Source organism: Legionella stuttgartensis, from assembly GCF_977063405.2.
Genome location: NZ_CDRUHA020000004.1, coordinates 1 through 22,651 on the forward strand (window position 1 = coordinate 1; position 22,651 = coordinate 22,651).

Consider the following 22,651-nt stretch of genomic DNA (forward strand, 5'->3'; position numbering starts at 1 on the left):
ATATCTTTAGAGAGGAGCCCCCATTTTAGCTTTAAGGTAAATGTCAGATCAAAGTGTGTACTTTGCGCGTACTTTGATCAATTTAAGCCTGCGCCATATTTCCGCGGTTTTATACCCCTGTCAACAAGCCGTTTATACCATGCCAGAGTTACTGGGTTAAGGTACGCTTTTCCCTGATTCAGAATATGTAAAGTTCCATTTTTTATATAAGGTTCTGCGAATTCTTTGGTTAGTACTCCATAACCAAACTCGGCAATAAATAATTGAGCAATACTTTCTGTATTATTCACAAAATGTCGTTCCGACTGAATTCCATCGGATAACCTAAATTTCTTTAGATAAGAAAAAGTCATTTGATCCGAACTATCAAAATCGATTATTTTTTCATTACGAATAATTTCAGATAATTTGCGATGCTTCCAGTTTGAAGAGCAAACTAATAAATAATGCTCTGGGGATAAAGGCTTACTTTCCATTTCTTGAGTAACTTGTTCTGGCCTTATTAAAACAAAATCCACTGTACCAGATTTCAAAGCAGGGGTAAGATCAAAAGCATCATCGATTAAAAATGACCAATGCAACTTGGCGTAATTTTTTAAAATAGGTTGGCATTGGGGAATAATTCTTGAGCGGATGATACTGGAAGGTCCAGCAATCTTTATCCGCAAATCAGATAAGATACCAGCCCCCTGGATGTTGGCAAGCACCACGCTTCCCATTTCAATGATTCTCTGGCAATAACGGTGCAACTGCTCACCCTCTGAAGTTAACAGCATGCCTCGGCGACTGCGGATAAAAAGAGTAGTTTTCATTTTTTGTTCCAAGAGACGCAAACGTTGCGTTACTGCAGTTTGCGTTAAAGAAAGTGATTCTGCAGCAGCATGAACTGTCCCTTTGCTAACAATTGCTTCAAAAGCCACTAATTGGGGGTCAAGTAATATCAAAATAATTCATCAAAGATAAAATATAATAAATTATACGAATCATCATATCTCCTTTACAATATTTAAAGAGAACAAATGTAACCTTTATATTTTTTATGTCGAAAAGGTTCAAAAGCAGGAGTAGATTATGTCTAAGCTGAAATACGCAAGTAGTCCAAATTACGCAAACGCGCACTCGGTTTTATTCAGCGTAAATACAAAGTGCGCGGGAACCGCACCTACATTTTCATCAACATCGGATCGAAATGTATTTTCTGCGGATTTTATCCGAGAGGTTGATAACAGATTATATTCACTTCCAGAAAATTTTAAATCAGGTAACCAACTTTGGGATGAAGGTCACTTGGCCATACCGGAACCTGTTCTTTCTGAAGAAATCAAATTGGTTTGTTCAAAATTTGGTACGCTGATAAAAAATAATAAAAAGCCCATTTGCCTTGGTGGGGATCATATTATCAAATTTGCTGCATTGAAGGCATTAGATGAAATTCTACCAGGTCAGTTTGGCGTTATTTATCTTGATGCCCATCCTGATTGTGAAGCCCAAGATGAACTATCCTATAGCTCCATTCTACATCATGGCTTCTTGTTGCCTTCATTAACTCCGCGCCAGGTGATGCTCATGGGTATAAGACAATTCACTGAAAGTGAAGCTGCTTCTTTAGCTACATACAAACCAAATATAGGCATTATCAGAGGTAGTGAATTTGCGCACGCTAATCTTAAAACGATGACCAAAAAAATTATCACGCAATTCGCTGGTCTTAAGTATCTTTATTTTTCAATCGATCTTGATGGATTAAGCCCCTCTTGTGCGCCAGCGGTCGAAAGCCCTTATCCTGGAGGCCCTAGTGTAAATCAAGTGATCTATTTAATTCATCAATTAAGGAAGCATTTCAGTTATATCGGTATGGATATTTGTGAATTGATTCCAAAACTAGATCATAATCATATTACAGCTTTATCAGCGGCACGGATAATTAAAGAATTCTATAGTGTTGCTTGCTGATTAATCCTAAAACTAGCCTTTATATCATTACTAAACGTTCTGATTGGAGACAAGATCTCTGTTATATTTGCTTGAATAATAATAGCTTAGAGAGGATTCATGAAAAGGGACGAGGAAATATTAGATGAGTTCTTTAAATATTATGAAGAACAAAATAGTAGAGATAGAAACTATTGTATACCTAAGTTTTCAGAATCAAAAACTAAAAATGGTCTTTATCATGGATTAAACCAAAATGAGTTAGAGACTTTACTAAAACAATTACTAAATTAGTTAATCTATTGGTTGTTGTAAGAGAGCTCGTAAAGGGAAGGGCGAGACAATTATATTAAGTCTGATTACTGCGAATACTAGACATTCGACTTAGCATAACAAGAATAGCTGAACATTCTATTAGAATATCAAAGGGGTTTTTGCGGGTTTATTTACCGACAATTAATGACAACTAAAGACAAAAAATTGCAATTGCCGATCTACATTTAGCCTAGATTTTATATGGTGTTTCATAGTCTTTCATTGTTTTTACGGATCTGCCATAACTCCTAGTATCGGGTTCGATTCCCGACGCCCTACCAATTAAATTCCTGATATTGTATAAATAACTATCTTATCCTCTTTATAAAAAGTTTATCCGGTCTTATTTATCAGTTTAATTAATAATAAACGTAGTCATTAACGAGTCAATTAGATTTATTAACCCGCTATAACTCTATTTTTCATATTCATTTGATAATTCAATGAGCTTTCTAGCCTATAATTAATCATCTGGTTTTTTTTAATCGATTTAAAGTGCGATTAAAAATTATGGGAGCGTATTTTGTTAAAAAAACATGAAGATACCTCTTTGAACGAGGATAGTAAAAGCTTACCGAAGGTGAACTATTTATGGATAGGTCCCCCAAAAATTGATCCTTCAGGAGAAAATAAGTTGGGATCTGATGTTGCGGATGTTATTGAGGTCTCAAAAAAATGCGCGAATAAGATTTACTATTATTGTCTTGATGAACATGTTCAACATTATCAGGATTTATTCAAAAAAAAGGATTGCACCGTAGAAGTTAGATCAATAGATCAATACATAGCCAGGATGCAAAAAAATGATGATCCTTATATTATTAAAATAGCAAATAAAATGGCGGAAGTTAGAAGAGAGCTTTTAACGGAACCTCGCAATCGAATTGTAGATAGAGTGGCCTTTAAAGATGCTTTCTCCTTATTCTTACTCGCAATTGAAGGCGGATATACTTTAGATACAAGCGTCGGACTTGCTGACAAAATAACTCACGTTACCTTTCCACTGGAAGATAATTTTAAAGCACCTGTTGGTAGGGATTACGAATCATGGATGTTATATGCATCACCTACTAAGTTAGATCAACCCAGAGTCGCACTTGATAGTTATTTATCAAGATGGGATTCTGTACAACAGATAATACGTGAAAATTTGGATGATATTCACAGAATTGCTACATTTCATCATAATAATGCATCCTTAATAATTGATTCCATTACAAAGGGATTACATTCAATACCCAGTAATAATTTGGATAAATGGAGATTTCAATTTGATAAAACCAATACGAGTTTAGCCAGATTATCTGGTTTCCCTCTTACAAAAATGTATGGTAATAGCCATAGACCATATCTTGAAATTAGAGAAATCTTATTGAAAAGGGTCACGGAGTATCTTAAACAACCTCGTGAGCATCAAGAAAATCGGAATGAACTCATTTCTAACATAGAAAAAGAGCTCGATAACCTCAGAAATACAAATGGTGATGACTATCGAAAGATGGTTAGCTTAAATGCAAAAATACATCAGGTTTTCGAAGCATTAAAAGAACTAGACCGCTGTTTTGAAAAATTACCCAAGGACAATAGCAAAATTAGGGATCATGTGGACAAAGGATATCATCAATTAAAAAATTACTTGCAAGAAAAAAACCAAAGCTCAGATGAAAATCCACAAATGATTATGGACCAGTTTAGAAAAAATATACGACAAGTTTCCCCAGATGTTAAAAAACAATTAGACAATATTCTTTTGGCAAAGGCTCATGAAGATTTAGCCAGTAAAAGAGACATAAATCATATTGATGAGAATGGTATGTCTTTAATCCACTTGGCTGTTTTAGCTGAAAGACCAGCTATGATTAAAGCACTTTTACAAAAGAAAGCGGATCCGGACAAATTAGATAATGCTGGAAAAAGCGCACTTCATCTCGCAGTCAACAGCGGCCATCCTGATCTTCTCAGAGCCCTCTTACCTAAAATAAATGGCGCTAATCCTAATGTAATGGATGGTGATGGGATGGTCCCCTTGCATTATGCTATTCAATTGAAGAAACATAAAATTGTCGGTTTTCTTTTGAAGCGACATGCTAATCCTGATATGCAAGACAAACAAGGACTTACTCCCTTACATTACGCGATAAATTCAGGTGATATGCAACTCTTTAACGAAATAATCGATGCGCTAATTAAAGAAGGACGAGGGCTTAATACTCCCGATCAAAACGGGTGGCCACCCTTAGTATATGCATTAAAAAAAGGCAATCGTGAAATGCTTGAAACCCTTTTAAAAAAAGGTGCGAACCCGAATTTTGAAGATAAAAGTAACTTAACCATTTTCCAACATGCAATTAAATCAAATCAATTGGATTTTTTCAAAACACTGGTTGAGTTCGGGGCAGATCCTAATATGTCAGGAAAAGGAATGTCTCCATTACATTATGCGGTTTTCTTCGGTTCTCTTGCTTCAGTAACATCCCTATTAGACGTGGGGGCTGATCCTAATACTCGCAGTAAAGATAATAGAACTCCCTTGCATGTAGCCGCATCCCTTGGAAAAGAAGAGGTCGCAGAATTGCTGGTAAGGAGAGGAGCTAAAATAGATGTTATTGATAATAATAAGAAATCTCCAGTAAATTATGCAAACTCCAAAGGATTTACGTCTATAGCTGAAATGCTTATTAAATTTCAAGAACAAAAAAATGAAACTCCAGTTATTTCTGAGCAAGAAAAGTCAAAAGATTCAGCTGCTGTTGTTCTAACTACTGTATCTCAAAGTCAAAAAGGTTTTTTTCATCATTCACAAGAGCAAATAAGCTCCAATCCAATACAAGAAGTTAAATTGAGAGAAGAGCCTAAAAAGTAATTGAACTAATGACCTTTAAGGCTGATTATTGCAACAAGTAGACTTTAAGCAGAAAACTGACGCGAAGAAGTTCAACATTTGAAAAATTAATTTTGTAGTCTCATAGATAGCAGTGTTCGCATATTAAGCGAAAGTTGAGGAAGAATCTTGAGTTATGCTATCGCTACCCAGGCTTGTCAGAGTGAATTCGTCAGTTCAATTTCCTTGGCCTCGGGCTTTTTACTATCCGAGGAAAATAATTGAAAAAAGCGCCCATATTGCTGCATGCTTGTTGCCATTCTATTGGAGGCTTCATGACAAAGAAGAGCAGTCAATAGGCAGATAGCCAAGCTGAGGTTTACCTTGCGACTCATTAGAAAAGCAAAGAAGCCAGTGAACATTCCTAGGACAATACAAGTAGATGCGCTCGTTTTTTTAATAGATTTAGTGGCGATCTGCTCCTGCCTAACAAGACTTGATTTTGTAGACTGTTGTCCATGAGGCTGGCCAATTAAATAACTCAGGTTGATTGCCATTAATGGGCTTGGTACCGTTTTGATTTCCCAATCAAAGTTATTATCTTTTAATTTAAAAATAATTTTTCTTAAATCCTTCTCGGAATAGGTACGTAAATTGGAGACCAAACCGTCCCAAAAATAAATAATTGGTACCACAGGAATGACGTAGGTCCAAAATAATCGAGTTAAAGAAAAAGGTTTAATAAAGGGAGTCACTGCCAATAGATGTAAGGTACCTGGGAGCATACAAAATACCCTAAACCAAGTTCGCTCGGTAAACTCCAGAGCTGCGATCGGCTGATTATTATCCAAAGCATTTTGGAGAATTGCCTGTACTTGTTGCGGTTTGAAATGATGTAAAGATGCAAATAGAGTTCTTAACCCCTTTAAGTCCTGCGGAAGCTCCGTTGCATCAATGGATTTAGTTAAATATTTTACCTCAGCTAAGTTCTTATTAACCCTTTGAGCATTCGCTTGATGAGGAAATTTATCCGTTAAATCTAGAGGAATAGGATAACCTTGCTCTTCTAGATACTCCCTCAGCAAGATCGCCGGCACCCCGCTTCCTGTGCAGAGGTCGACGATTTTTTCGCAATGATGGGTCTCTATTACGTCCTTAATGACAGGAAAACTGGGATTATAAATACCCATTCTGGCAATAAAACCTAAATAATCTCGCATAAGATCATGAAAAATACCAGGAATCGCTAAATCGCCAAATTCGAATAAATCAAGACGTGGAATGGAGATAAAATCCTCAAATTTGCTTCGCATTTATTTTTTCTCTCTGAGATTTGGTATGGGAGAAAAAATACAAGAAATAAGCTGGGAGCAATTAGGGGAATTATTCCCCTATTTTAATTGAGGATTCAAAGATTTTTTCTTTCAGCTGAGCAAGTGAATGACAATCTAATTTTTCGCGAACAGCTTCAAGATAATGTTCAACAGTACGCGGAGAAAGCTGTAAAACCCGAGCGATTTGTTTGATAGATAGTCCCTTCGATAAATAAAAAAGACATTCTTTCTGACGCTTTGTAAGCTGGGAAATAGGAATGGAATTAGTCAATGAATCCGTGGGAATTTCCATTTGATTAAACTCAATGGCGATGCCAATAATCCCTGTAACTTCACGGGTTGATGCTGAGCGCAAGGGTAATTTATAACTAATCGCTTTACCTAGATCGCCATTAAGTAACTTACCTGTTTCGATAATTATTTTAGGTTTTTCATATTTAATAACCTGTAAATCATTTAAGCGAAAATCAGGGGCAGAATCGGACCAACATAAATCAAAATCGGTGCATCCAAGGACCTTTTGACTCTTATCAAAACCTACACGCTGAGCAAAAGAATCATTACATCCTAAATATTCACCTTTTTTGTCCTTCCAAAAAAAGAGAGTAGAGAAATTGCTTAGCCCTTCATATTTCCACTCATAAAGTTGTTCTGGATCAACGACTGACATAAATTGTTGAAACAGCATTAACATTATCTCTACCTCCTTATAGCCAAGGTCTAAAGTTTTAATTTAAGATTGACAAATTTGCAAGCGAATAGCTAAGCCTGATTTGTTGTCATCCCTACTTCAATAGCATACTCAGCTTAAATTTTTCTTACACCTCGAGTCGTAAATGGTTTTTTCTATTTGATTCAGATAAATAGAGAGCACCATTTGCAATAGGGTGTCAATATCGTTACTCATGGAGTTATAGCCTATTGAAATGCTGTCATTAGTCACGCATGTTTGCTGAAAGTCTAGCCTTATCTGGCACAAGCTGTTCATTATAGCTCTTTATCTCAACACTAACCGTTTGAGTGTTCGCGCTAAAAAAGTTTAAAGCTTGTGATGGATAAGATTATTTCATTGGCGTTCCTTGATGAAAAATCATACGCCATTGGTTATCTCTTAAGCGCCAAATAGATGATCTGGCAGCGTATTTAATTTCAGAATTTGGTGTATCTTTAATGGCACTAATATAGGTGAGTAAAATCAGGTCATCAGAAATTTGATGAGTTTTGAATGAAGAACCTGAGCGTTTAGATTGATCATTGCTCTTAAGCCAGTCCACGACCGCTGTCTTATTATACTCATTTGCACTACTTCCAATTTCAATAAACTCATCATCAATCAGATCAATCAAGGTTGATAAGGTGTCAGTCTTATCTAACAGTTTTTTTTCTTGTTGAATAATTTTATTAATTATTGAATCTTCCATATCTATTCAGATTATTAAAGGATGACGTACTCCATAGTAACATAGAAATTTCTTAGGTTAATGTTCCCGAATGTGCAGATGATTTTGTTAAATGGTTAAATAAGAAGTAATTCTCCAAGAATTAATTTTCAAAAATCCGAGTTTCCTAAAAAAGTTCGGATTAAGTCTAAAATAACCACCGTTTTGTGAACGCTTAAAATGTGTTCTAATTTTGAACTTTAATGTGTTTTCTCAGTTTAATAAACAGTTTCAATAAATTGTTGTTCATTTGAGCCCTATTGATGGTGTAAATTGAACTGAGTAATTAAGTTCTCATAAATCAGAATTTCTCTAGTGAAATTGATGAGTTCGGTTTGTATTTGGGGGTGACGAGCAAATGTACCGAAAAGGAACTCTAAGCATTTTGTTAATTGCACATAAAATAATTAACATTTAAGTTAGGTGAAAGTTGATTAGACAAAAACGGCTCTTCAATGTTCCAAAAAAGAATTGATGCACCTAAGTATTCTTTTGAAAAAGAATAGAAATCATAAAAATTATAAAAATCACCTGTTTGTGGGTTTTTATAAGTATAATCAGGCTCTTGAATTGCTATAGCCGTTAATACTTTACCATTATATTTATGAAAAAAAGGATAGCTATTCTTCATCTGCGAATCTTTATAAGGTACAACATCTGGACCACCTAAACCGATGTGATACTTCATTGCGAAAGTAAATAACCTACTCATATAAAGATGATCATCATTCCATTCTCCTGGAAAAAAATTGACATATTGGATAACCCTGCTTTTTTTAAAGGATTTTTTTAAGTAACGAATATTATTAATTACTGAGTAAAAATATTTATCAGATGTGAAGTCCTTTGGCATATGGTTTGGGTCAAAATCAGCTGATGTTTCTGGTAAGTTGATACCGTAAACTCTTCCATCAAATTGAGATGCTAATTTTCGTATTAATAATTGAAAACGATTTCTTACGGCAGGATCCCATGTGCGTGCAACCCACCCTGTAGTAATGGGTTTTCCTTCACCTGGAAAATCATACTGCATTTCTACTCCACCATGATACACACTTTCTTCGCGGATATAGTCAGGAACGTTAAATACGTCTGGAGTAAAGGATCGGTCTTGTATTTGGATAAAAAGTTTTTTATGTTCTTTATTAAGAAACTTTAAATCCTTTTCAATTTTGGAAAAATCATAAAAACCTTTTTTAGGTTCTAATTGTTTCCAAGAATAAATTATTTGTACTCCATTTATGCAATTATTTTTTAGTATGTGTTCAGATGAACTTGCCTCGTTTCCTCCTAAAAACAAAAATAATTGCGGCAAGTCATCTTGTGCTAAAATGGTGCCACTAGACAATGATAAAAACAAAACAAGTAAAATCTTTTTCATTCTCTGAGTACTACCTTAAATCAAAGTTGTACTATTTTATCCTTCAAAGATAAGGTCGATCAAAGCTTTATTTTGAGTACATTCTATTGATAGAAAACATTACCCTTAAAACGTTTCTATACAACTGTATTTAGTCGAACGTTTGCAGAAGGGTTACTGCTTAGAGTGTTTTGTTCGGAATTAATATTATTTTCAGATGCAAAAAGCCCACCAGCATATAAGTATGCAGTCACATTTTTGAGCGCTTCTTGTGGAGATGGTGCACTAGACATGCGTCGCATGATGTCGATACTAGTTGAAGATTTCTGTCGGATTTGTTCCATTGATTGATTACAACATTGGCTTAATTGATAAGAAATTTGAGAGATACTGTGTTTATTATCATGGATTGCTCCTTCTACTCTTGCTGCAATTTCATTAACAAGAATGTCTCCCGGAGCTCTTATAAAAATCCGTACTGCCATGCTAAATACAGCATTAGATAATCTACTTATCGCATGTCCGATACGGGTTAAATCTTTAATTATTTTATTTTTCAATTCATCCCAAGGTCGAGAAGAAAACGTTATAGGACTCAAAAGACAGCGTGCCACTAATGGAATGTAATCGAAGATAATGGTTAACGTTTGATTTAAAGAAGTCTTTTTTGTAGGGGGATAGAGTAAGCAGGATAATCCTTTTATAAAATTTTCTTTATCTTTGATGTCATTAAATAATTCTTCAATCGCCATCATGAGCAAACGTTTTTCTCGATATGATAAAGATTGAAGTACATCTTGTCTTGTTAAGAGAAGTTGAAGCGCCTTTACTTGTAAAAATAGCTGAGGTGTCTTATTTTGCCTTAGGTTTTGCTCTGGTAGATGAGACTTAAAAGAGTCAATTTTTTTTATAGGCAAATCAGTGCCTAAAGGTTGATTAATACCGATTATATTTTCAAGCATTTGAGTGACTTGAAGGTATTTAACCATATCATTATTCATTATCAGGGTTGATGTATTTAAAACAGGCTGAGGAATAATAGTAATTACTGTATTTTGTAAAAGGGAAAATATTTGGGTGTATATTTGGGTTACCAGTGGCATTGCTGTTGGAGCGAGGATGGAAAGCACGGCTCCAAGCTGTAATACCAAAATTAGATTTGTTTTAATGGGATCTTTTGCGAGAGCAAAAGTAACTCCCTCATCCAAGACTGTTTTTACTTTATCAAAGATTACATTTACTAGGTCATGCCATTCTCCCGAGCTAAGATGGTAGGGGGCACAGGCGACGTCAGGACTTGTTATTACTATAGGCCTAGTATTTTGAGAGCAGTTTTTTTGAGCTTTTATGATGCTCTTTTCTTGTGTTATCAAAGAATCAAGTTGTTTTATGTTTTCTTGCTTTATTGCTGTAAGAGAATCGCTAATATCCGATAAAATTGCTTGGCATTGAGTCGTTCGATTGCTTTTTTTGAACTGTATTTTTGCATCTAAAAAAAGGTCATAAAAACCAAAACCTAAACGGTAAAGTATACCTAAGAATGTATTACCTACATCTTTTAATAAATTAACCGCTAATAAAGCGAGTTTTCGTCCACTATTCGACCCAAAACTGGTTTGCTTAAATGAACAAGACTCGAGAAGTTCTTTAACTAATGGTATTGTACTATTTTGGTTCTTTTGAGGAAAAAGTAATGTACTTAATGAAGCAATTTTTAGAAGGTCAAAAGAGAAAAGGGCAGTAAGGAAAGAGATAGGTAAATCTATAATTAAATTTATAAGGAAAGATGCTACTCCAAAGATAGCTTGCTTGAGTACAACTAAAGTCCCGCGGAAAATATCTTTAAATACATTAGATAAAGAAAAATTGTTCCATGTTGCTTTATTAGAGAGATTAGAAGGGCTTAGCTCTATTTTCCCTAATACATAGCGTTCCTCTCGTTTTTGAATACCGTGATTTGATAGTTCATTAATTGCATAAATGAGAGGTTTTATTTTTTCTTCATCAAGTCCGGAGAAATCAACAGCAAGTGTACTGCCAGTATCATTAAAGTTTCCCTGGTGCTCGAGCAAAATAGGATTGTGTGGATCCACTTCATAATTCTGAATTGCTTTGAGTGCCTCTTCGCAGGCATTATTTAAGTCACCTCTGAAAAAGGATTTTGCTTTGCGGCTGTAGGTAAGGTTTTGATTCAGTTCTTGCGTTTTTACAATAATTGCCATACCCATATCTTTTACATGAGTAAGAATGGATTCTGAGCCCGTTGGTCTTAAGAGCACTTTAAGTTCTTCAAAAGATGCATTATCAATGGTTACGGATAACGCTTCTAATCGTGTACATAGCGCCTCATAGAGCTGGTCCATTTTATTAAGTGCATTTGTATCGAATGCACATAACGGATGCAATGTATTCCGATGCTTGGCTTTATATTGAGATAATTTTATTAGGAGGTTTTTAATTGTAGACTGAATGGCTATTTTTTGATGTTCATATAGATGTTCATTTAGCGTATTAGTTACACACTCTAAGGGCTCTAAAGCCATCAATAGGTCTTGAGAAAAATCCAGTAAGGACACTTTTTCTGTATGAAGCGATGTAAGCCTATGATTTTCATAGGCTCGTTTAAGAATGATTTGGCGGTATCCACCTAATTGTTTGATGGCTTGAGAAATAGGCGTTCCAGCTGGGATGAAACCAAATCGTTTCAATTGTTCTAAAGAGGGATGCTTGACATGGCAGATAAGCGATTTAAATGAACCATTCTTTTCTATGATATGGACCGCCTCGGTAGACGAAATTTTGATTTCCTTTTTAAAATAAATATCGATGTTACCAGAATAGGTTTGCCCAGGAATTTTAGAAATTTTAGCACTAACCAATGTGCTTTTGTTTTCTCGTTTGAATTGGTTTAGTTTTTTTTGTTGTCTCATTTTCGCTAAGTTGATGGTATCACTCATATTCATGTACCTATTCAGAGTAACTAAAGTATACGATTATTGATTATGTAACAAACTAACGGTCTTGGTTTTTTACTAATGGAAGTCATAATAATCAGTATGGTATTTCATGTCCATCTCCAAATAAACCTTGGAGATAGCGATTGAGATTATAGGGCCGCAGCACCTGGAGGTGGTGGAAGTAGCACGCCAAACTTATGAAACATTTCGAATTGATTTTTTGTTAGTAATTTGGTCGTAGCAGCATTATTTGCGATTAATTTATCCATAACTGAAGAAATGTCTTCCCAATGAGCTCCGGGTGTAGCTACTAAACCCATTAACTGCATATGTAACGCGTGTTTCTCCTTCATTAATGACTGCATTTGAGCGTGCATGTCTTTGAGCATCGCTTTAAATTCAGCACGGTGTTCCTCTGGAACTAATTTTGAGATTTTAGGAGAAGAATTCTGGCATCCATGTCCAGGAGGCATATGTGCGTTTGCAACAGAAACCCCGCCCAAAGAGCTTACTAAGGCTCCAATTACTAAGTATTTTTTTAAGTTCATTTTTTTCCTATCAAGTAATTCACAAGAAATGATAGGTGCTGAATGTAACGTGACTATGACATAGGGAGTTTGTTTTGTAACAAAATTGTTACATTTGAAGCCATTCTTCCAATTGCAACCTTAAGTTAATTAAAGATCAAAAATACAGGGCATGGAGAATAGAACGGCTTTAATGTAATGAAGGGCATGACCTCTAATTAATGGGCTTCAAATAAACCATCCTTTCGAAACCAAGATATTGGTCCAGGCGGGAATGTCGATAGGTCCACAGCCTTACATGAGCAACATTCTGCCGAGGCCGATATTCGTTGAGGAGCTCTGGAAGCGCGGTATGCATCAGTATGCAGACTTGATCTGCCAGAACTTATCTGGATAGTCAACTAACCAAGCCATTAAACCCGTCCGTAGCCTTTAGCCTTGTCATTAGCTCTACGTTAAATGGTTTCTTTTGTTATGAACATCGTTAAAAGAAAGGAAAGAGTTAATTCAGAAATTGCAAGAATAATTAAGTTATGATGAGTCCAGTCGATGAATTAAGAAAGATTACCCTGAAACAATGCTCTGAAAATAGGGGTAGAACTCGCTGAGTGGCAGGTCGCGCCCTAAAATCAAATAAAAAGCATGGAATCAATGATAAACACAGCAAGCCCAGATACTGATTAAATTTAAAAGCCTAAATTAAAACAGGATGCAACTTGTTTGAGGTGTGGGTGGCTGGTTTTCAAGCAAAGAGGCACATTGATTGATTAAGCGTAAAATCATCTGCGGTTTGCTTTCAGCGGTAAAGCTAAAAAAACGCCAATTACAGCCAGATGTATTATCTAAGGCATACTTCATGCCTGCTTTGAAATCTTGCATCATCCCTGTAACAATTTCATTAAAATAACGTGTGTTGATGTTTTGTTCTGGGTTTGTGTTGGTTAGAAAAGCCAGCATATCACTTACATCGTCTTTGATCTTATTAATATCTTGTTCTGAAATAGAGGTTCTTAGTGAATCACTCTCATCATTAGAAGTAACTAAATAAGAAACTGCCCATGCTGAACTCGCTAGTACGTCGGGTTCGCGTAGAAGTGTAAATTCTATCTGGTTATGATTGGTATAGAAATACAGCACTTCATATAATTGTAATAATAAGATACCAATAGTGGCTGTTTTTTCGTTTGGATCTGATATTTTAGGCAATTCATCAAGCGCAAATACATTTATAAGATAGATTATCTTTAGAGGGTGTACTGAGTCAAAGTTTATAGTTTTTGTTCTTAGGTAGTCGGTGAAAAACTTTTGCGCTTCATTTTTGGTTACTTCTCTATCTGCTTCCAGGAAGCGTTTGCACACTAACATGCCGCGATGATTGGTAAAGCGGAGCAAATATTGCAGTGCTTCATTCGGCAAATTATCAAAAGGATTTATAGCGTCGGCTCTTAACATTCTAGTTGTTTTCATTTAGTCATCGTTCAGGAATTGTTACGGTTTTTAAAGTGGAAAATATTATCATGATGGGTTGTTATTGTACAGCATGTGTGTCTCCGTAATCTACGTTGCTTCTTAAGTGCTACTTTTGCTCATCGAACAATACAGTAGTCTAGAATTTAGACACAACTTGGTATGAAATACATACTTGTGTTTGATGTATCAAAAAGTGAGTGGGATATTGCAGAAAAGCATTTTATATCTAGTGATGAAGGGGTCAGCTTATAAGACAATTTTAGAAAAACTTACGCCAGTAAATCCCTAGTTAGCGACTTAGATGAGCTCGTTAATCCTTAAGATAATGGATCAGGCGATAGAGCGGTTTTTTTCTTTGGTGACTTAATAACTCATATTTATATGGTCGGAGTGACAGGAATTGAACCTGCGACCCCTGCCTCCCGAAGGCAGTGCTCTACCAGGCTGAGCTACACTCCGTACTGAGTAATAAGTAGCCTGGTATTGATAAATTTCTGGCTTTGACATCCCAGGTTTTGCGCAGACTACTTTATACTGAACAAATTAATAGCTTCTTTGCAAAGCAAAATGTGCCAAATTGATAAGCGCTTCTTTATATTTTGAATCGGGTAATGTCACTAAAGAGGATAATGCTTTGTCGATTTCTTGTGCTGCTATGTTTTTGGTATATTCTATTGCTTTTGTTTCTTCCAGGGCGATAAGAATTTCAGGTAAGAAATCCAGGCTTCCTTGTTTCAGACTGCTCATGATTTGCTGTTTCTGCAGTTCAGTTCCATGTTGCAATGCGTGAATTAAAGGTAACGTAGCTTTCCCATCAGCTAAGTCATCTCCTATGTTTTTGCCTATAGTTTTGGCATCAGAACAATAATCTAGAGCATCATCTATAAGTTGGAAGGCATTTCCTAGATGCAGGCCATAAGCATAGAGGCTGTCTTGTAGTTCTTTAGACGCGTTGCTGATCATGGGGCCGATACAGGCAGCAGCTGCAAATAAAAGAGCCGTCTTTGCACGAATTACATCAAAATATTCTTCAAAGGTTAATGCAGGATTATGCCGATTGGATAGTTGTTTTACTTCCCCACAGCTGATCTCGAGTGCCGTTTTAGCAAAGAGTTTGAGTACTTCTGTATTACCGGAATCAACAATAAGTTCAATCGATTGGGTAAAGAGATAATCACCAACCAGAATACTTGCTTTGCTGCCCCAGATATCGTTTGCTGTTTGACGTCCTCTTCTCAATGTAGATTCGTCAATGACGTCATCATGAAGTAAAGTGGCTGTGTGGAAAAATTCAACCATCGCAGCCAGCGTAATGTGCTCTTTACCTTGGTAACCACATGCATTACTTGCTAAAAGAACCAACAATGGCCGTAGTCTTTTGCCGCCACTTTGTATTATATGGTGGGACATATCATCAATTAAGCCAATTTGCGATTCAATTTTATTAACAATTAAGGTATTAACTGCATTAAAATCGTCACTAATTAGCGCGCGTATACTGTCAATCGCCATTGTTTGTCCTCTACGATTCAATCAACAAATGCTAAGGTTTGCACATACAAATTGTCAAGTAAAACTCGGGGTTTAACTTGAACTTATACATTAAATCGGAAATGCATTACGTCCCCGTCACAAACGATATAATCTTTGCCCTCTAGACGTAACTTTCCGGCTTCTTTAGCACCTTGTTCGCCTTTACATGCGATAAATGCATCGTATGCTATGACTTCTGCGCGGATGAATCCTTTTTCAAAATCAGTGTGGATAACACCTGCTGCTTGCGGTGCGGTAGCTCCTTTAGGAATGGTCCAGGCTCTTACTTCTTTTACTCCTGCTGTGAAATAGGTTTGTAATCCTAACAATTCATAACCTGCACGAATTACTCGATGTAATCCAGGTTCATTTAATCCTAAATCTTCCATGAATTCTTGGCGATCCGCTTCATCCAACTCGACTAATTCCGCTTCTGTTGCTGCACATAGAGCAACAATACTGGCTTTTTCTTGTAAGGCTAAGTCACGAACTTTGTCCAATAATGGATTATTTTCATAACCATTGTCATCGACATTCGCAATATAGAGCACTGGTTTGGCGGTGAGTAGAAACAGGCGGCGTACAAGAGGTTCTTCTTCAGTACTTAATTCAAGAGTACGGACAGGAAACCCTTCATCAAGGTGAGCCTTGATTTTTTCCAAGGTTTTCATTTCAAAAATTGCTTCTTTATTACCGCTACGACTATTTTTTCCAGCTTTGAGAATGGCTTTTTCAAGAGTTTCCATGTCTGCTAAGGCCAGTTCTGTATTAATTACTTCGATATCACTTAGTGGATTTACATGACCTTCTACATGCACTACATCAGTATTTTCAAAGCAACGGACTACATGAGCAATGGCATCGGTTTCGCGAATATTAGCCAAAAACTGATTCCCTAAACCTTCGCCCTTGGATGCTCCTTTTACAATCCCTGCGATATCAACAAATTGCATGGTGGCTGGGAGCACTTGCTGTGGTTTTACTATTTCGCTCAAAGCATCAAGACGGGGATCGGGAACAGTAACTATGCCTACATTGGGTTCAATAGTGCAGAAAGGATAGTTTGCTGCTTCAATACCTGCTTTGGTGAGCGCATTGAACAGAGTTGATTTACCAACATTGGGCAAGCCCACTATGCCGCATTTAAATCCCATGAGTAATACCTCTAAATGTTAAAACTAACGTGAATTTCGGCATAAAAAGTAAAAAATAATGTTCTTCTTTTTATGTCGTTAAACGAACGTTATCCCATAAAAAAATGTGACGCACTTAATATGGGATCCATTCTAAATAATTTAGTTCGATAGAAAAGAATAAATTATCTTTTATACCGAACGCACCTTAAACTAAACTAACTGCTACTCTGCCAACTTATTCAAATCGATTGGGATTAATAACTTGCAGAGAAACAGGATCTAAACGTTCAATTGATTCATTGCTCTAGCTAAATCACCAGATAAGACTAAAGGCATTACCGCGATGCCTCTATCAATTGCATCATAAATTAATTGTCTGTCTTGTGCTGAGGGTTTACCGAGCACAAATTGATGAACTAAATCTCTATGACCAGGATGACCGATTCCAATTCGTAAGCGATGAAATTCTGGGCTACCTAGTTGGGCAATTATATCTCTTAAGCCATTATGACCGCCATGACCGCCACCTGTTTTAAGTTTAATTCGTCCTGGAGGTAAATCCAATTCATCATGTATAACCAGTATTTCTTCAGGTTGAATTCTATAAAATTGACTAATGAGTCGGGTAGGCTGACCGCTGTGATTCATAAAAGATATGGGCAAAACCAATTTACCTGCATGCTGATTTAATTCCAAATCAGCCAGTTCGGCTTGCATTTTTTTTTCCAATTTGAAAAAGACACTATGTCGCTGAGCTAAGGCAGAGACTAACCATCCACCGGCATTATGACGCGTATGTTCATAGGCTGAACCGGGGTTACGCAAACCAATGATAAGTTTTATAGCCATGATATAGCTCTTTGATAGGGGTCGTAATTTTGGAGCTTATGTAGCCTGGGTAAAGTACTGCTGTACCCGGGTTAAGTTTACACAAATTTCCCGGGCTCTGCTGTCGCATTACCCAGGCTACGTTTTACATTTTTCAATCAAACTTGAAGATTACTCTTCATTTTTCTCAGCGTTAACAGTGGGTACAGCAGAGGCTGGAACTTCGGTTGCTTCAGCTTCTTCCTCTTCTGTTACGTTTCCTCTGGGCATATGAATGCTAACAACAGGTGCGTCATGACTTCCATCAGTAACATCAACAGTCAGTTGTACCCCTTTAGGTAATTTTAAATGAGATAAATGAACAACATCGTCCATTTTAACTTCTGACATATCTACTGAAATAAACTCAGGAAGATCTTTTGCTTGGCAACGAACTTCTACTTGAGTCATGGTGTGGTTAATGATACCACCTGCTTTAATACCTGGAGCTTTCTCTTCATTGATAAAGTGGATGGGTACTAATTTAATCAGAATGTCAGTTTTAGAAACGCGTTGTAAATCCATATGCATTACAACAGGTTTGTAGGGATGACGTTGTAACGCTTTTAAAATAACATGTTCAACTTTACCATCAACTGTAATATCAAAAACACTTGAATAGATACTTTCTGTTTCTAGTGCTTTAACTACTTTGTTATGTTGAAAATGAATTGACATTGGCTTTTTATCCCCACCGTAAATTACAGCAGGTACTTTATTTTCAAGACGACGTAGGCGGCGGCTCGCACCTTTCCCCATATCCGTTCTTGCTTGTGCTTCTAAAAGGATGTTTGACATTATATACTCCAAAAATTTTTATAAGTTTTTGGTAACTATTCAGCACATTCATTCAAATATGGCTTTTGCCAAGATTAGATGTGATGAATCGATACGGTTCCTTTAAAATTTAATCCGCGACCAGATTAAACACCGGATAATGAATTAAAATATCCGGAAAGGGTGGCGAAGTATACAATATTTTAAAATGAACTTGAAGTCATAGTCATAATTTCATAGAATATGCGACTTTATTGAATTTGTGATAGCCAATCAGGCGAATTGGAGAAATATTATGTATGCGGTAATCAAAACTGGCGGTAAGCAATACACCGTGAAGGAAGGTGATGTGTTAAAAATTGAATTACTGCCTGAAGATGTTGGCAATGAAATACAATTTGAAGAAGTGTTAATGTTAGCTGATGGTGATAAAATCGTTTGTGGTACACCATTAGTTGCCAAGGCAATAGTGAAAGCTGAAGTGCTTGATCATGGTCGTCACAAGAAAGTTAAAATTATCAAGTTTCGTCGTCGTAAGCACCACAGAAAGCAAATGGGGCACAGACAATATTATTCGCAAGTTAAAATTACTGCGATAAGCAAGTAAGAGAGGATAGAAATGGCTCATAAGAAAGCAGGTGGTAGTACTCGTAACGGCCGCGACTCGAATCCCAAGTATCTTGGTGTTAAGCGTTATGGCGGTCAATTTGTTAATGCGGGTGAAATAATTGTAAGACAACGTGGTACACGTTTCCATCCAGGACCTGGCGTAGGTTGTGGTCGTGATCATACCTTGTTTGCCCTAGTTGAAGGTTTGGTTCAATTTGTTGTTAAGGGTGACAAAAATCGTAAGTACGTAACTATAGTTGCAGAAGAAAAAGAAGAAGCTGCAAACTAATTCGTACAGGAAACCATTATGCCGCTCAGAGCGGCTTTGGTGTTTATAACGTATTCCGGAATATGATTGTACTTAATTCAGGATACATGTTATACCCAAATGCAATGTCGCTATTTGACCCCGGCAACGGGGTTTTTTTTTATTTTGAGGTTGGTCATGAAATTCGTTGATGAAGCAGTAATAAAAGTAGATGCGGGCAATGGTGGAAATGGTTGTCTAAGCTTCAGACGCGAAAAATTCATACCCCGTGGTGGTCCTGATGGCGGTGATGGTGGTGATGGCGGCAGCGTGTATTTTGAAGCCAGTACGGATTTAAATACCCTGATTGATTTCCGTTATATGCGTCATTATAAAGCAGGTAATGGCCAGCATGGCATGGGAGGAAATTGTACCGGAAAAAAAGGTGATGATTTAACGATAAAAGTCCCTGTCGGCACTATGATTTATGATGTAGATACTGGAGAGTTGTTGGGTGATATTAAAGAACCAGGCGTACCCGTATTGATTGCTCAAGGTGGATTTCATGGTTTAGGAAATACACGCTATAAAAGTAGTGTAAATCGTTCTCCAAGGCAAACGAGTCCAGGAAGTCCAGGCGAATCACGGCATTTACGTATGGAGTTGCGTGTTTTGGCTGATGTGGGTTTATTAGGATTGCCTAATGCCGGAAAATCTACTTTAATCCGCGCAGTATCCAGTTCAAAAGCAAAAGTAGCGGATTATCCTTTTACTACGTTGCATCCAGGTCTAGGTGTGGTGAGTGTTTCTTCACACAAAAGCTTTGTGATGGCTGATATTCCAGGTCTCATTGAAGGGGCCTCTACTGGTGCTGGGCTTGGGCATCGGTTTTTAAAACATCTTTCACGTACCTGTGTGTTACTCCATGTAATTGATGTCGCTCCATTAGACGACAGTGATCCGGTTGCCTCAGCTAAAGCAATTATTCATGAATTAGCGGAATACAATCCTGAACTGTTGCAAAAACCTCGATGGCTGGTGTTGAACAAAATAGATATGTTACCCGATGCTGAGAGTCGTGAAGAAAGAATACAGACCATAGTAAAGGGCCTGGGCTGGGAAGATAAGGTATTTGCCATTTCTGCAATCAGTGGTGAAGGAACACAACAATTATGCTATTCATTGATGCAGCTGATTGATGAGATGAAAGAGTCTGAAGCATAGCCATTCTGCAGCATGTTCAACTACTGAAACACTCCGATAGGGGATGCTATGGGTTTCACGTCCTTCTTGAGAGTGATTGCTGTAGTCAATGATTACTTGTGTTGTCCCGTTTGTGGGTTGTTGCTGCCAATATTCTGCTAGGCCACTGATATGAAAATACAGCTTATTTTGATGTAAATCACTAAAATGTAATAAATGATGTGTATTGGGCCTGGTTAGCAATAATTGCAATAATCCCCCCGTTGCTTCATCAATTATAGTTATTGGTTCATTAATACTGGCAATTAATTCACGTAAGTGTTCTGACGCTTTTTTCTCTACAGAGCTAATAATGTGTGGTTCTAGGATTGGATCGACTATGTCCTTTACTTTATGCATCAAATTGGGAGTACAACGCACCTTAAATTCTATATAAGGTGATTCCAATCGATAGCCTGTATGACAATCAATACTTTCAAGCGCATCTTCTAATTTTTGGGCTATTTCACTTTCTGCCAAGCCAAAAATTCGCCACTTGAGTATTTGTTTGTGGCTGTGGGTAGTTTGCTGCAAGATAGGCAGTGCGTAATTATTAAACATTGGCAAACATTCACGGGGTGGACCAGGTAATAAAAAAAAGATTTTATTATTCCACTGATAATAGCACCCTAAAGCGCTTCCCACAGGATTGGGTAAAAGTTGGGCTTGTTCAGGAAAAAGGCATTGTTGTAAATTCCCTGCATTGAGGATTAGCTTTGCATCTCGTAAGCGCGTTTTTATGTGCTCAAGAGCTTCTGCATGTTGTACCAATGCTTCGCCTGTAAATTGAGATAAGGCAAAACGAGTGAGGTCATCTGTGGTAGGTCCTAGTCCGCCAATGATAATGATAATGTCATGCTTTTTGGTTAAGAACTGCAAGCAATTGATAATATCAACTTTTTTGTCACTGCAAGAAAGGTGCAGGCCTAAAGATAAACCTTCAGAGCTTAAGGCATGAGCGATGTCGCGACCATTGGTATTTAGGGTATCACCATGAACAATTTCATCACCGGTTGCTAAAATGGCTGCCGTCATTGTTTATTTCCGAAGATCATATTAGCTTGATTTTATAGCATAATTTGAAAAATCTGTAATAGTTATTGACATTTATTCTGAAATTGCCTAATAACTAGAAAAGGTGGTTTTTTTTAAGATAAATACTAGTTTGCGATTAATTTGTACGATCATTTGTATGTAAAGGAGAAATTATGGAATTTTCAAGCCGTTATGTAGCGCATATTCCTGACGCTCAAGGGTTTGTTAATTATTCTGCCGAAGAAAATAAAATCTGGAGTATTTTATTTGAAAGACAAATAAAATTAATACCAGGAAGAGCTTGTGATGAATTCATAACTGGATTAAAAACTTTAGCGATAAAATCTGAAAAAATTCCACAGATTCCCGATCTAAATCAAAGGCTTAAAGCTGAAACTGGTTGGCAAGTATCTGGAGTCCCGGCATTAATTTCCGCTCGAGAATTTTTTGAATTGTTGGCCACCAAACATTTTCCTGTAGCTACTTTTATTCGAAATGAAGAAGAGTTGGATTATGTTAAAGAGCCTGATATCTTTCATGAAGTCTTTGGCCATTGTCCCATGTTGACGGATAAGGTTTATGCAGAGTTTGTTTATGACTATGCCCAAAAAGTATTAACCTTCCCTGAATCAGATTGGCCCTTACTCCAACGATTGTTTTGGTTTACTGTGGAGTTTGGTTTAGTGAGAAGCGCACAGGGATTGCGAGCTTATGGCGGTGGAATACTGTCTTCTATCAGTGAAACAGTCTATAGCGTCGAAAGTGATATTCCGCTTAGAGTGGTTTTTGAACCAGTAGCTGCATTTCGGATGCCCTATCGCATCGATATGTTACAACCCGTTTATTTTGTAATTAATGATTATCAGGTTTTGTACGATTTTGTTTTATCAGACATAGGTAAACTTCTAGCTCGAACTCGAGAACTAGGTGAGTTTCCACCTTTTTTCAAAGTGGATCCAGATAACCCTAATATCCATATTAGAGCATGTTAATCTATGTATTGTAATGAACAGCTAGTCTTGTTAACATCGAGCAACCTAGTTTGTTCAT

The 22,651-nt window shown here is 36.9% G+C and carries 19 protein-coding genes and 1 tRNA gene; 6 read left to right on the top strand and 14 right to left on the bottom strand.

From position 1 onward, the window contains the following. Positions 1-77: 77 nt before the first annotated feature. Positions 78-944 (bottom strand): LysR family transcriptional regulator, encoded by an 867-nt coding sequence (locus ACWTEW_RS01435; RefSeq protein WP_454783465.1) that lies wholly within the window; start codon positions 942-944, stop codon positions 78-80. Positions 945-1,071: 127 nt separating this feature from the next. On the opposite strand from ACWTEW_RS01435, the gene ACWTEW_RS01440 reads away from it, so the two are divergent. Further along, the gene (locus ACWTEW_RS01440; RefSeq protein ID WP_454783466.1) at positions 1,072-1,953 is read left to right on the top strand and encodes an arginase family protein; all 882 of its coding nucleotides are present in this window, start codon (positions 1,072-1,074) and stop codon (positions 1,951-1,953) included. Positions 1,954-2,770: 817 nt separating this feature from the next. Then, complete coding sequence (locus ACWTEW_RS01445) at positions 2,771-5,110, top strand: ankyrin repeat domain-containing protein (RefSeq protein ID WP_454783467.1); 2,340 nt, start codon at positions 2,771-2,773, stop codon at positions 5,108-5,110. A gap of 176 nt (positions 5,111-5,286) precedes the next feature. Here the strand turns inward: ACWTEW_RS01445 and ACWTEW_RS01450 are convergent, their stop codons facing one another. The 12 genes from ACWTEW_RS01450 to ACWTEW_RS01505 form a co-directional block, all read right to left on the bottom strand. Then, positions 5,287-6,381 (bottom strand): hypothetical protein, encoded by a 1,095-nt coding sequence (locus ACWTEW_RS01450; RefSeq protein WP_454783468.1) that lies wholly within the window; start codon positions 6,379-6,381, stop codon positions 5,287-5,289. A 70-nt stretch (positions 6,382-6,451) separates the two neighbouring features. Then, the gene (locus ACWTEW_RS01455) at positions 6,452-7,096 is read right to left on the bottom strand and encodes a helix-turn-helix transcriptional regulator (RefSeq protein WP_454783469.1); all 645 of its coding nucleotides are present in this window, start codon (positions 7,094-7,096) and stop codon (positions 6,452-6,454) included. Between the two features lie 367 nt (positions 7,097-7,463). Continuing rightward, the gene (locus tag ACWTEW_RS01460; RefSeq protein ID WP_454783470.1) at positions 7,464-7,823 is read right to left on the bottom strand and encodes a nuclear transport factor 2 family protein; all 360 of its coding nucleotides are present in this window, start codon (positions 7,821-7,823) and stop codon (positions 7,464-7,466) included. 406 nt (positions 7,824-8,229) lie between these two features. Further along, positions 8,230-9,222 carry a hypothetical protein gene (locus ACWTEW_RS01465; protein ID WP_454783471.1) on the bottom strand — a complete coding sequence of 331 codons (993 nt, stop codon included), beginning with the start codon at positions 9,220-9,222 and terminating at the stop codon, positions 8,230-8,232. Positions 9,223-9,338: 116 nt separating this feature from the next. Beyond that, positions 9,339-12,158 (bottom strand): hypothetical protein, encoded by a 2,820-nt coding sequence (locus tag ACWTEW_RS01470; protein WP_454783472.1) that lies wholly within the window; start codon positions 12,156-12,158, stop codon positions 9,339-9,341. Positions 12,159-12,307: 149 nt separating this feature from the next. Beyond that, entirely contained in the window at positions 12,308-12,706 is a 399-nt protein-coding gene (locus ACWTEW_RS01475) for a hypothetical protein (protein ID WP_454783473.1), read from the bottom strand. A gap of 678 nt (positions 12,707-13,384) precedes the next feature. Continuing rightward, the gene (locus ACWTEW_RS01480) at positions 13,385-14,152 is read right to left on the bottom strand and encodes a hypothetical protein (RefSeq protein WP_454783474.1); all 768 of its coding nucleotides are present in this window, start codon (positions 14,150-14,152) and stop codon (positions 13,385-13,387) included. Between the two features lie 385 nt (positions 14,153-14,537). Next, positions 14,538-14,614 (bottom strand) — tRNA-Pro (locus ACWTEW_RS01485). Between the two features lie 84 nt (positions 14,615-14,698). Further along, a complete protein-coding gene (locus ACWTEW_RS01490) occupies positions 14,699-15,667 on the bottom strand; it encodes a polyprenyl synthetase family protein (RefSeq protein ID WP_454783475.1) in 969 nt (322 codons plus the stop codon). 83 nt (positions 15,668-15,750) lie between these two features. Beyond that, positions 15,751-16,842: a redox-regulated ATPase YchF gene (ychF, locus tag ACWTEW_RS01495; RefSeq protein WP_454783476.1), complete on the bottom strand. Its 1,092-nt coding sequence runs from the start codon at positions 16,840-16,842 to the stop codon at positions 15,751-15,753. Between the two features lie 261 nt (positions 16,843-17,103). Further along, entirely contained in the window at positions 17,104-17,673 is a 570-nt protein-coding gene (gene pth / locus ACWTEW_RS01500) for an aminoacyl-tRNA hydrolase (protein ID WP_454783477.1), read from the bottom strand. A gap of 150 nt (positions 17,674-17,823) precedes the next feature. Continuing rightward, positions 17,824-18,489, bottom strand: a complete 666-nt coding sequence (locus ACWTEW_RS01505; RefSeq protein WP_454783478.1) for a 50S ribosomal protein L25/general stress protein Ctc — start codon at positions 18,487-18,489, stop codon at positions 17,824-17,826. A 274-nt stretch (positions 18,490-18,763) separates the two neighbouring features. Between ACWTEW_RS01505 and rplU the strand changes: the two genes are divergently transcribed. From rplU to cgtA, 3 genes are all read left to right on the top strand, one after another. Next, complete coding sequence (gene rplU, locus ACWTEW_RS01510; RefSeq protein ID WP_454783479.1) at positions 18,764-19,075, top strand: 50S ribosomal protein L21; 312 nt, start codon at positions 18,764-18,766, stop codon at positions 19,073-19,075. Positions 19,076-19,087: 12 nt separating this feature from the next. Continuing rightward, complete coding sequence (gene rpmA / locus ACWTEW_RS01515) at positions 19,088-19,366, top strand: 50S ribosomal protein L27 (RefSeq protein WP_454783480.1); 279 nt, start codon at positions 19,088-19,090, stop codon at positions 19,364-19,366. Positions 19,367-19,522: 156 nt separating this feature from the next. Then, the gene (cgtA, locus tag ACWTEW_RS01520; protein WP_454783481.1) at positions 19,523-20,548 is read left to right on the top strand and encodes an Obg family GTPase CgtA; all 1,026 of its coding nucleotides are present in this window, start codon (positions 19,523-19,525) and stop codon (positions 20,546-20,548) included. On the opposite strand, the gene ACWTEW_RS01525 is transcribed toward cgtA, so the two are convergent. Beyond that, a complete protein-coding gene (locus ACWTEW_RS01525; RefSeq protein WP_454783482.1) occupies positions 20,504-21,601 on the bottom strand; it encodes a competence/damage-inducible protein A in 1,098 nt (365 codons plus the stop codon). The genes cgtA and ACWTEW_RS01525 overlap by 45 nt on opposite strands. 173 nt (positions 21,602-21,774) lie before the next feature. Here ACWTEW_RS01525 and phhA point away from each other — a divergent pair, with 173 nt between their 5' ends. Then, the gene (gene phhA, locus ACWTEW_RS01530; protein WP_454783483.1) at positions 21,775-22,593 is read left to right on the top strand and encodes a phenylalanine 4-monooxygenase; all 819 of its coding nucleotides are present in this window, start codon (positions 21,775-21,777) and stop codon (positions 22,591-22,593) included. The last annotated feature ends 58 nt before the right edge of the window (positions 22,594-22,651 follow it).